The organism is Agrilactobacillus yilanensis (assembly GCF_003946725.1).
Lineage (GTDB): Bacteria > Bacillota > Bacilli > Lactobacillales > Lactobacillaceae > Agrilactobacillus > Agrilactobacillus yilanensis.
The window spans coordinates 33,923-44,676 of sequence record NZ_RHOY01000010.1; the positions used below are offsets into that span (position 1 = coordinate 33,923).

A 10,754-nucleotide genomic window follows, 5' to 3' on the forward strand; every position below is an offset into this window, starting at 1 on the left:
AAATGCCTCTTTCTAATTCTACAACACTTTAGTTTATTTTGATATTTTTTGAAGGTATCTTTATAATATAAATTACAATACATATGCGCTTAATGGAGGAAAACAATGCAAGTTGAAGAAAAAAAACAAATTGCAGCAATGTCTGCACTACATGAAATTCAAGATGGCATGATTATTGGCCTAGGTACTGGGACGACGGTTCAATATTTTTTAGAAGGTTTAGCAACGCGGATTAAAAATGAAGGTTTAGAAATTATTGGTGTTTCCACATCCGATCGAACAACTCGGGCGGCTAATGCGCTGAATATTCCGATTGAAGATTTAGATAATGTGGATCATATTGACATTACCGTCGATGGTGCTGGGGAAATTGATAAATATTTCCAAGGAATTAAAGATGGTGGTGCGGCCCATGAGTATGAGAAGATGGTGGCCATTTCTTCTAATAAAAATATTTGGATTGTGGACGATTCAAAAATGGTTGAGACATTAGGCCATAATTTACCATTGCCGGTGGAAGTTGTCCCTTATGGCAGTACGAAAGTGTTGCGCCGTTTAGACAACGAAGGGCTAAATCCTAAGTTTCGGATGGTGGATGAGACTAATTATTACTTCACCCATGAACATAATTATGTGATTGATTTACATCTTGAAAGTATTGACCATCCCCATTATTTGGCGGCTTGGCTGTCCCGGCAGGTGGGCGTTTTAGAGCATGGTTTATTCTTAGATATCGTAGATGAAGTTTTTGTGGGCACGGATGACGGTGTTCAGCATTTGATTGCAAAGCGGGAAAAACGGCGTTAAACGCGGATGACCATTTTAGAAACTGACTATTTAAAACAGCTTCGGGCATTGCGGCCGTTATTTCAAACTGTTCCGGCCATTACGGATCAAATTGATATGATTACGAGCATCTGTTTAGATTTGGCACAAAAACGGCTGCCGCAGCATAGTTTGCATCCCTTGGGCTTAGAGGAAACAACTTATTTGGCCGCCATGGTCGCTTTAGGGCAGCAACAAGGCTTTCGTGATTTTAAAACACAAACGACAACTTTGCATCGATTAGATCAGCTATTGCGTAATTTCCGTAGCTTTGTGGCCCAGCGTTTTGGAATTTGGGCGTTGTTGAATCAAACTTTTTTAAAGCGGTGGGTTCAAGTATTTCCTAAGCTCAACTATTTAGAAATCATGGCCGGCAATGGCTTATTTTCGTATGGCCTAACCCAATTAGGACAGTCGAGTATCGCCACAGATGACCTTAGTTGGGGCAAAAGCAGTCCCACAGCTCGGGATTTTTGGTTGCCGGTACAATCTTTAAATGCGATTGAGGCAATTAAACGTTACGGCGGACAAGTGGATGCCGTGGTGATGATTTGGAGTCAAGATAAAAATCCCATTGATTATCAAGTCTTAAAAACCTTTAGGCAAGTGATGCCCACCAAATATTTTTTTGTAATTGGTGAAAAATTTGGGGCGACCAACAGCCAGCAATTTTGGCAGCAAGCCCATTTCTTAGATTCAAAAGCTTTAGCACGGCTGAATAAATTATATCCCCGGTTTGATTTAATTCAGGATCAAGTATATTTAGTACAGTAAGCGATAATTTGTTTTGAAATTAGACCGCGGGGTGGAGGTAAGTTTTTTGTTTAAACGTAAGCTGCTTATTGATATCATGACGGCGCTAATTTTCTTTTTAACCATTTGGTTAGTGGGCCAGCATGACCGTAATACCTATCAAATTCAATTGGATCACGGTGGTCTGTCCCAAGAAGCCCTAGTTTTTAAGGCGAAAAGTTCAGCCGATATTCAAACAACTTTAAAAAAGCTGCAAGCCAAAAACTGGGATAATTATCAAGTCCAGTTTATAGATCCGGCGCATAAAAAAGTCAGTTATATTTATGCCCAGCATTCTAAAAATAGTTTGTCCATTATTAATGGCCGTAATTTTACGGCTTCAGATTTTGATTCTGCGTTGCCCTTTGCCATTGTGGGCCAAGATTATGCAGATCAGTTGTATAAGCCCCAGTCCCAAGCTTATTTGGTCAATTATGATCGCTATATTCCCGTAATTGGACAAGTGGGGACTTCGGGGAACTCACCTTTAAATAAGCATCGATTTATTACGGTATCGCCGAAACAATCGGTGAATAAAATGGCGTTAAAAAACCTACAAGTCATTGCGGATGGTAGTTTGGTCAAACAGCACAAACAAGCTTTTAGTCAACTGGTACGCTCTAAGTCCGCTAAAACTTATGTGCCGCAGACGCAAAATGAAGTTTATCATCGGCGGTGGGGCAGTAATGTGATGTTGTGGCTAATTTATGGCCTCACCTTTGTCGTGTTAACCGTTATAACTTGGATTTTTTATATGACTTTCCGGCGCTTTTTACAGGAAAATCATTTGGATTTGAATTTAAGTCTAAAAATGAAATTAGGCTTTTTACGGCAATTTGTGACCCATTTTGTGGTCAGCGCCTTAATTGGGTATCTTTTAGGTATTTGGCAAACGTATTTAATCAGTTATGATCTCACAACTTATTATTTGTTAGGCGTGACAATTTATAGTATTATCTTAATGGCAATTTTTATTTTAAAAACAAAATCCAAAAAGAATCTAGATAAAACGGGAGCGTAGTTTGTGAACTTACCTAAAGATTTTATTAATAAATACCAAGCTTTATTAGGTCAACCAGAAGCCGCACAATTTTTGGCAAGCTTTGATCAGCCAGTTGAAAAAGGGTTTCGGATTAATCCGATGAAAGCCGATTTGGTCACGCCGCTTGTACCGACCGCTGAGCCAATTGCCTATGTCAAAGGCGGCTATTTTGGCACAGTGAAGGGCAACAGTATTGCCCATACCAGCGGTGGTGTTTATTCTCAAGAACCCAGTGCGATGTATGTCGGTGCGGTGGTGGATCCCCAGCCAGGGGAGGTAATTTTAGACCTATGTGCCGCGCCGGGTGGTAAATCCACGTATATCGGCAGTCAAATGGCGGGACAAGGGGTGTTGGTTGCCAATGAAATCAATGCCAAGCGGGCAAAAGTCTTGGCTGAAAATGTGGAACGCTTTGGCCTGAAAAATGCAATTGTGACTAATGAAACCCCTGATCGTTTAGCGGCAGCTTGGCCCCAGCAGTTTGATAAAATTTTAGTGGATGCCCCTTGTTCTGGGGAAGGGATGTTTCGTAAAGATCCTGAAGCGATGACTTATTGGCAGTTGGCTTATCCTGAAACTTGTGCGGCTCGGCAAAAAGAAATTTTAACTGCAGCTTTAAAAATGTTAAAACCCGGTGGTCAGTTGATTTATTCTACGTGTACTTTTGCGCCTGAAGAAGATGAACAAGTTATGGCTTGGGTTTTGGCGCAGTATCCAGCGTTAAGTTTAAAACCGATTCAAAAATATGCGGGGATGAGCGCCGGGCGGCCAGAATGGGCGGATGGTACCGCAAGTTTAGCGAATGCAGTGCGCTTGTGGCCACATTTGATGCGGGGAGAAGGCCATTTCATTGCTTGCCTGCAATCTAACGCTAGTCCAGAAAAAACGTCAACACGTGCTAAAAAAGGCCATTCAAAGCATACTGCTAAAACAAGTGGCACACTTACGAAAGCACAACAAACTTTAGTTGAAGCTTGCTTAGCACAGACGTTTAAGCAACCGGTACTAGATTTTCAATATTTAAGACTACAAGGGGATCACTTGCATTTAGTGCCCCAGTCAACGCTGCCGTTAACGCAGTTAAAAATTCTGCGGAATGGGTTGAATGTTGGGGTTTTTAAGAAAAATCGCTTTGAATTGGATCATGATTTAGCTTTGAGCCTCCCGGCAGCGGCTTATCAAGTCGTTTATGAAGTGGACGAAACGGCCTATCAGCATTATCGGCATGGTGAAAGTTTGACCTTGGCCCAACCGTTAGCGGCTAAAAAGACATTTGGCTTGTTGACGTATCAGCATTTAGGCTTTGCCATTGGTAATTTTGTAGGCACACAAGTTAAAAATTTTTATCCAAAAGGTTTACGAAATTAATAAGTAGATATTATAAAAAGCTGGTTCATGAAAACGTTGAAGGTTTTCATGGACCAGCTTTTTGATTGTGTGCATTGTCAAACCGTAAGCTCTCGCGCTCTTTTTAAATAAAACTGATTTTCAATTCTCGTTGTTGGATGTAGCTTTGTAATTTAGGGCTGAGGACGAGGTCACTTTCCCTTAATTCTGTCAGGTTTTTGGCGCCTAATAGGGTCATGATCAGTGGTAGTTGGTCGAGCCAGGTTTGTAAAATACGGATGACTTCTTCGACGGGGTTTTGGCGTAATAGGTTTAAGATGGTACCGCTCATGCCCACCATTTCAGCGCCTAGACGCCAGGCTTTGACGATGTCTAATGGCTGGCGGACGCCGCCGGAAGCAAAGAAGTGTGTCTTTTTGAATTCATTGGCTTCTAATAAGGATTCCACGGTACTTAGGCCCATGTTATCCAAATAAGGCAAGTCATGCTGCGGCCGACGGGCATTTTCGATTTTAGCAAAATTAGTGCCACCTTTGCCAGAAACGTCGATGTATTTAATACCGGCATTGACTAATTTGGAGATGGTCAATTGGTCCATGCCAAAGCCAACTTCTTTAGCAATAATTGGTACGTCCAAATTTTCGCGATAAGTTTTTAAATTCTTTAACCAATAAAACTGGCGTTGGCCTTCTGGCATAATCGCTTCTTGAATCGGATTTAAGTGGATTTGTAAGGCATTGGCCTGTACGAGGTCAATAGCTGTTTGCAATTGGTCTAAGGTTTTGTCAGCGCTCATATTGGCAAAAACTAACCCGTCAGGATTGTACTGCCGGACAATGCTAAAAGAAGCTTGGCTGTCTGCTTCGGTTAAGGCGATGGACTCTGAACCTACCGCCATGGGAATTCTTAAAGCGGCCGCAATTTGTGCCAGTTGGCCATTTATTTTTTTAGTGCGTTCAGAGCCGCCGGTCATGGCATTGATATAAATTGGTGCGGCAATTGTTTGACCGAATAATTGCGTTTCTAGATGTACATCTGAAACGGCCATTTCCGGCAGACTTTGGTGCAACAAACGAATTTCATCAAAATCATTCGTTTGTTCCGGTTGATAGAAGTGCTGTGCTAAGGCAACGTGTTCATCTTTACGATGGGCGTGGCTTGATTCATTTGACATAACAATCGCTCCCTTGAAATTTAAAATTAAATTAATTTGGCACCAGGTCCGGGCTTAGCAATCACCATGGCTACTTTTGGCAGTAACTTTTTAAGCGCCTGGGCAATTCGTTGGCTCTGACTGGCCGCACAAATAATCTTGATGTTTGGGCCGGCATCCATTGTGAAATAACAAAGGTAGCCTTGGGTTCTTAACTGCTGGATTGCGGCAATCGCCTGTAACGTTTCTGGTAAAAAATAACTGAAGGGCGGGGTTGCCGCTAACATGGTGGCATGCATTTTTAAGGCATTGGCCTCGGCAATTTCGCCGACCTGCTGTAAATCTTTTGCAGCAATCGCTGCTTTAATCGCTGTTAAATCCGCTTCGCAGCGTTGGACAAAGGCCGGATAAAACGGTGAAGTCGCCACCGTATTGGCCATCCCTTGCCGGCTGGAAACGGTTTTAGCAGTATCGGAAATCACTAAAGCAATCATGGCAATGTCTAAGTCAGTGGTTTCTGCTGGATTTAAAGGCACGCCATAAGAATCTTCATCTGTTTGACCTTTTTGCCATTCCACAAAGCCACCATAAATAGAGCGGCAGGCGGATCCAGAACCCCGTCTGGCTAAGCGAGATAAGGTCTGCTTTGGTAAATTAAGGCCTAAGGCAGCCGTGGCAGCTACGGTTAAAGCGGCTAAACCAGAAGCCGAAGAGGCCAAACCTGCGGCGGTGGGTACGTGATTCGTGGAGGTCACGGCTAATTTCTGATCGGTTTTAGCGTAGGCTCTTAAAATATCTAAAAAAGCCGTCATTTTAGTTAAACCAGGACCGGTTATTGGCTGCGCATCTAAAGTAAATTGATCCGTTGTTGCCGGTGTTACCGTCGTTTTTGTATAAAATTGATCTAAAGTTAAAGATAACGAGCTGTTATATGGAATGATAAGCTGGGGGTCTTTTTTACCCCAATATTTAATTAATGCAATATTAGTATGTGCCACTGCAGTGTACGTTGACATAACGATCTCCCTAAGTATGATTGATTTCAGCTAACGGCTGCCGCCAAGTATCAATGGCACCAGCGGCACTTAACGCCTGCTGTAAATTTTCAGCGGTTGCTAAATCCGGTGCTAAGGCCAATAAACAGCCCCCTTGACCGCCCCCCGTTAATTTGGCTCCTAGTGCGCCGTGGGTTAGCGCCACTTGAATTAAGCGGTCTAAAGCTTTAGAACTAACCCCTAAGTCTTTGAGCTGCTGCTGGGCTAACGTTAAATTTTGACCCAGCGCCTTTAAATCTCCTTGGGCCAAATTGGCTTTTACCGCGGTTGTCAATTGGCCTAGTTTGGCAATTTTAGGTTTAAAAATAATAGGGGCATCGGTCAGTTCTTGTCGCACTAACGCAACCGCCGTGCTGGTTCGACCTTTAATACCGCTGTCGGCGATCACCAAATAGCCTTTTGTTTTAAATTGCAGTTCGTAGGGCATTTGGCCTTTAACGAACCAAATTGGCGTTTTAGCACTGGCGGTGGCCGCATCTAAGCCGCTGGGTTTGCCGTGAATAATTTTTTCTGAAAAATCAGCCCAGTTTAACAACGTTTGTGTAGGCAGCTTTGTTTTAAAATAGTCGTAAAAACAGCGGATAATGCCAATGGCGGTAGCTGCTGAAGAGCCCATGCCCCGTTCGGCCGGCAGATCACTTTCAATGGTGAGTTCAAAACTTTCATTGGGCTGCTGAAAATGGCGCAGTAACGCTTGAATTAATTTTTGAATCCCAGTTAATTGGGCCATTGCCCGGTCTAAGGGGCCATCATAATAGCGGGAATGCAGTAATTGCGCTTGTTGCGTCGTTTGCTGCATCGTCACCGTCAGTTTCACCGATGGCAGTGGTAAGGCAATGGCAGGCTGGCCATAAACCACCGCATGTTCCCCGATTAAAATTATTTTTGCATGACTAAAACCATAACCTTGTCGCAAGGCAGACTTCCTTTCTGATCGCCTTAATTTATTATCGCATGCCGCTGTTTCCCAATGAAATAGATTATGATAAACTTAATAAAAAAAGGAGTGCGAACATGAGTTTAGAATTTTTATACGGTACTGCTGATAAGGACCATCAAAAGGCAATCATTGACTGCTTAAAAGCCGACAAAAAGGCCGCCTCAGCAGATCAGTTCTTTTTGATTGTTCCCAACCATATTAAATTTGAATCTGAAGTTAATTTAATGACACAATTACAAAAAAGTCAAAAGACGGCGGATTATTATGCCACTGAAAAAGTGCAAGTTTTTTCATTCAGCCGTTTGGCTTGGTTTTTTCTTAAAGACACTCAATTTTACCAGAAAAGCCGATTAGATTCAGCCGCCCAGAGTATGATTTTAACAAAGATCTTTCAAGAAGTTAAAACCCAGTTAAAAGTATTCCGGGGCGAGTTGACCCAGCCGGGGTTTACCCAAGCTTTGGGCAAACAGCTTACTGAATTGCAAAACGAAAAAATTACACCAGCACAATTAAGTCAAAGCGTGGCAGCGTTAGCGACAAATTCAGATACCTATTTAAAGGCGCAAGATTTAAGTTTAATTTATGACCGCTATTTGACCGCCGTGACCCAGCAGTTTATGAGCAATGATGAATTATTGCAACAGCTTAAAACGGCGCTGGCGGCGGCTGATTTAAGTCAATTTCATTTTTATTTTCAAGGCTTCACCCAACTCACGGCTATCGAATTAGAAATCGTCTTAACTTTAGTCCAAAACGCAAAAGGCGTCCATTTCAGTTTAATTTTAGATCAGCCTTGCTTAACGCAAACACTGGTGGCTACGGATTTATTTTTCCGGTCTAAAAAATTACAGCAGCAGCTTGTTGCTGGGTTACAGTCACTGGGCCTCACTTATCATAATACACTGATTCCAGTATCCCGGATAAAACCGGCCTTAAAAACAGTGGGGGATTATTGGTTAAAACCGGATACAAAAATCACTTGTGCCCCAGCCTTGACCTTAACGGTGGCAGATAATCCCTATCAAGAATTGGAACAAGTGGCGTTAACGATCCATCAATTAGTGACGGATCAAGGCTATCATTATCAAGACTTTTTAATTTTAACCAAACATTTAGCGGATTATGAAACAGTGTTAAAACCAATTTTTGAGCAGTTTGAGCTGCCTTACTTTAACGATCTGCAAATTCCAATGCAAGATCATCCGCTGCTGGCTTTTTTGACCAGTCTATTTGCAGTTGATCAAAATAATTTTCGCTATACCGATATTATGCGGCTGTTAAAAACGGAATTATTGGTTAAAGTTGATTCGGAAGTTTTCACAAAAGCGGCGTTTCGGCAGATGTTGGATATTACCGACAATTATTTGTTGGCCCATAATTTATACCGCAAAGATTGGCTGTCTGAAACACCTTGGCAATATGTAATCAAAAATTTTGATGCAACGGCAACGGAAGTGCAAGTGGATAGCGTTAAAACCCAGGCGATTGAGACCATTCATCAGCTGGTGCGCACACAGTTAGCTCCGTTTTATCAGCAGCTGGCACAAGTTCAAACTGCTGAAGCTGGCGCCACGTTAGTGTATCAATTTTTAAAGACAGCTGGTGTGTTAGATCAGCTGGTCATTTGGCAGAATGAAACGGCCCAAACTGCAGCAACGGTGGGGATTGTGGATAAAAACACCCAAGGCTTTAATGTCTTTATTCAGCTTTTGGAACAGTACGTGGCGATTTTAGGCACCGCACCTTTTGATGCTAAAGTATTCATTGAATTGATTACCGCCGCTTTTACCAATACCGCTTACGCCCAAATTCCGGCCACGTTAGACGCGGTCAATGTGTCTGAAGTGGGGATGGTGCAGATGAATAATCGCAAAATAACTTTTTTCATCGGCTTAACGGATCAGAATTTACCAGAAGTAACGACGGCACCAACTATTTTAAATGATGAAGACCGCACACAGCTGCAGGCGGTGGATCCAGCTTTTGAACCGTTACAAACCGCTGCTGCCGTGATGGCCAATGAACGCTTTTTGGCCTATACCGCCTTTTTAAATCCTACAGAACATTTATATTTGAGCTATGCCAAAACGAACAGCGACGGGCAGAACAAACAAGTTTCGCCTTATTTTGCCCAACTACAAAAACACTTTAAATTGTCACCAAAAGTAGTTTCTAGCCGGTTACCAATCACGGAAGACATCGCTGAATTGCGCCCATTAATTGGCACAAGACGGCAGATGATCCGCCAGCTAGTACCGGTATTGCGGCAGGCAAAAGATACCGCAACGCCTATGGGTACGCCATTGACGTTTATTTATGAAAAACTGCTAAACGAGCCGCCTTTTGCTAATTTGGCCCAAAAAGTTTTTGCCAGTTTGCAGTATCATAATCAGCCCCAGCAGTTAAAGCCAAAAGTGGTGGATTTATTATTTGGCCAGACACTGCGGGCGTCGGTTTCACAGCTGGAAACGTATTATGAAAATCCCTATGCTTATTTTTTGACTTATGGCTTACATTTAAAAGAACGGGAAATTTACGACTTAACACCGGCCAGTCGGGGGTCTTTTTACCATGAAGTAATGGACGCCTTTATTAAATATGTCGTGACACAAAAGCTGGATTTGGCCAAGCTATCCTCTGAGCAAATGGATCAAATTTTGGATCAGGTGCTCACCGAAGTTTATCAACTGCCGCAATATGATATTTTTTCCAGTACGGGCCGGATGCACTTCATTCGTTATCGCTTAAAAGAAGTGCTTAAGCTGTCCATTAAAAATAATATTATCCAAGGGACAAAAATGGCTTTTCGGCCTTATCGGACAGAAATTCCGTTTGGGACCGGAAAAAATGGGCTAAAGGGCTTGCATTATCAAATTGACTCGCAACATGATATTCAGCTGCGGGGCAAAATTGATCGGATTGATGTGGCAGATTTGGCCACCACGCGGCTGTTTAATATTATTGATTATAAGTCCAGTGAACGAGATTTTGATTATCAACAGATTTATCACGGGCTATCGTTACAGATGCTGACCTACTTGCAAAGTGTTTTGGATAATTTGGCGCCCTTGGGGTTAAGTGATGCCCAATTTGCCGGGGCTTATTATTATCATCTACAAAACCCAAGCGTGCCCCTTGAAGCGCTAAAAGGGGCAATCAATGATGAAAATATTGAGGCTCAAGTGTTAAAAGCCTTCAGATATCAAGGCATCAGTCGCAATGATGAGACAGTTTTAGAGCAGCTGAATACAGATGTCGTCCAGTTAAGACGTAACAAAAATGGGGCCGTCAATGCGTCAGATTTGGCCAAAGTCCCTAATCAAGGCCAATTGGCCCAGCTCAGTGCTTATAATACGTACAAAATTAAAGCGGCGGCGCAAGCCATTTTTGCCGGTGCGCTGCCTTTAAAACCGGTTCAGTTCAACAAACAGCGGACAGCGTTAGATTACAGTCCGTATCAAGCAATTTTTGAATTTGATCCAATGTTGCCAGAAAATAATTACCAGCTTTTACAGCCCGCACCAAAGGATAAATTAACCGGCTGGCTGGCGATGATGGCTGCAGTTTTGCAACAATCCAATTTGTAGAGGAGTTTCTAAA

General features: G+C 42.6%; 8 protein-coding genes. 5 read left to right on the forward strand and 3 right to left on the reverse strand.

What is annotated here, in order from left to right; genetic code table 11:
- Positions 1-105 precede the first annotated feature (105 nt).
- The 4 genes from rpiA to EKM93_RS08120 are packed head-to-tail and all read left to right on the forward strand — an operon-like array spanning position 106 to position 4,027.
- On the forward strand, positions 106-807 hold the full coding sequence (gene rpiA, locus EKM93_RS08105; protein WP_125714797.1) for a ribose-5-phosphate isomerase RpiA: 702 nt from the start codon (positions 106-108) through the stop codon (positions 805-807).
- 6 nt (positions 808-813) lie between these two features.
- Complete coding sequence (locus EKM93_RS08110) at positions 814-1,599, forward strand: SAM-dependent methyltransferase (RefSeq protein ID WP_125714799.1); 786 nt, start codon at positions 814-816, stop codon at positions 1,597-1,599.
- A 46-nt stretch (positions 1,600-1,645) separates the two neighbouring features.
- Positions 1,646-2,638, forward strand: coding sequence for a hypothetical protein (locus EKM93_RS08115; RefSeq protein WP_125714801.1), 993 nt, complete (start codon positions 1,646-1,648; stop codon positions 2,636-2,638).
- 3 nt (positions 2,639-2,641) lie between these two features.
- Entirely contained in the window at positions 2,642-4,027 is a 1,386-nt protein-coding gene (locus EKM93_RS08120; protein ID WP_125714803.1) for an RsmB/NOP family class I SAM-dependent RNA methyltransferase, read from the forward strand.
- 103 nt (positions 4,028-4,130) lie between these two features.
- Here EKM93_RS08120 and fni read toward each other — a convergent pair whose 3' ends face one another.
- Genes fni through mvk form a run of 3 tightly spaced genes read right to left on the reverse strand, consistent with a single transcriptional unit; the run spans position 4,131 to position 7,130 of the window.
- Complete coding sequence (gene fni, locus EKM93_RS08125; protein ID WP_125714805.1) at positions 4,131-5,180, reverse strand: type 2 isopentenyl-diphosphate Delta-isomerase; 1,050 nt, start codon at positions 5,178-5,180, stop codon at positions 4,131-4,133.
- Positions 5,181-5,206: 26 nt separating this feature from the next.
- Complete coding sequence (gene mvaD, locus EKM93_RS08130; RefSeq protein ID WP_125714807.1) at positions 5,207-6,175, reverse strand: diphosphomevalonate decarboxylase; 969 nt, start codon at positions 6,173-6,175, stop codon at positions 5,207-5,209.
- A 10-nt stretch (positions 6,176-6,185) separates the two neighbouring features.
- Positions 6,186-7,130 (reverse strand): mevalonate kinase, encoded by a 945-nt coding sequence (gene mvk / locus EKM93_RS08135; protein ID WP_125714809.1) that lies wholly within the window; start codon positions 7,128-7,130, stop codon positions 6,186-6,188.
- A 98-nt stretch (positions 7,131-7,228) separates the two neighbouring features.
- Between mvk and EKM93_RS08140 the strand changes: the two genes are divergently transcribed.
- Positions 7,229-10,741 (forward strand): PD-(D/E)XK nuclease family protein, encoded by a 3,513-nt coding sequence (locus tag EKM93_RS08140; RefSeq protein WP_164507033.1) that lies wholly within the window; start codon positions 7,229-7,231, stop codon positions 10,739-10,741.
- Positions 10,742-10,754: the final 13 nt, after the last annotated feature.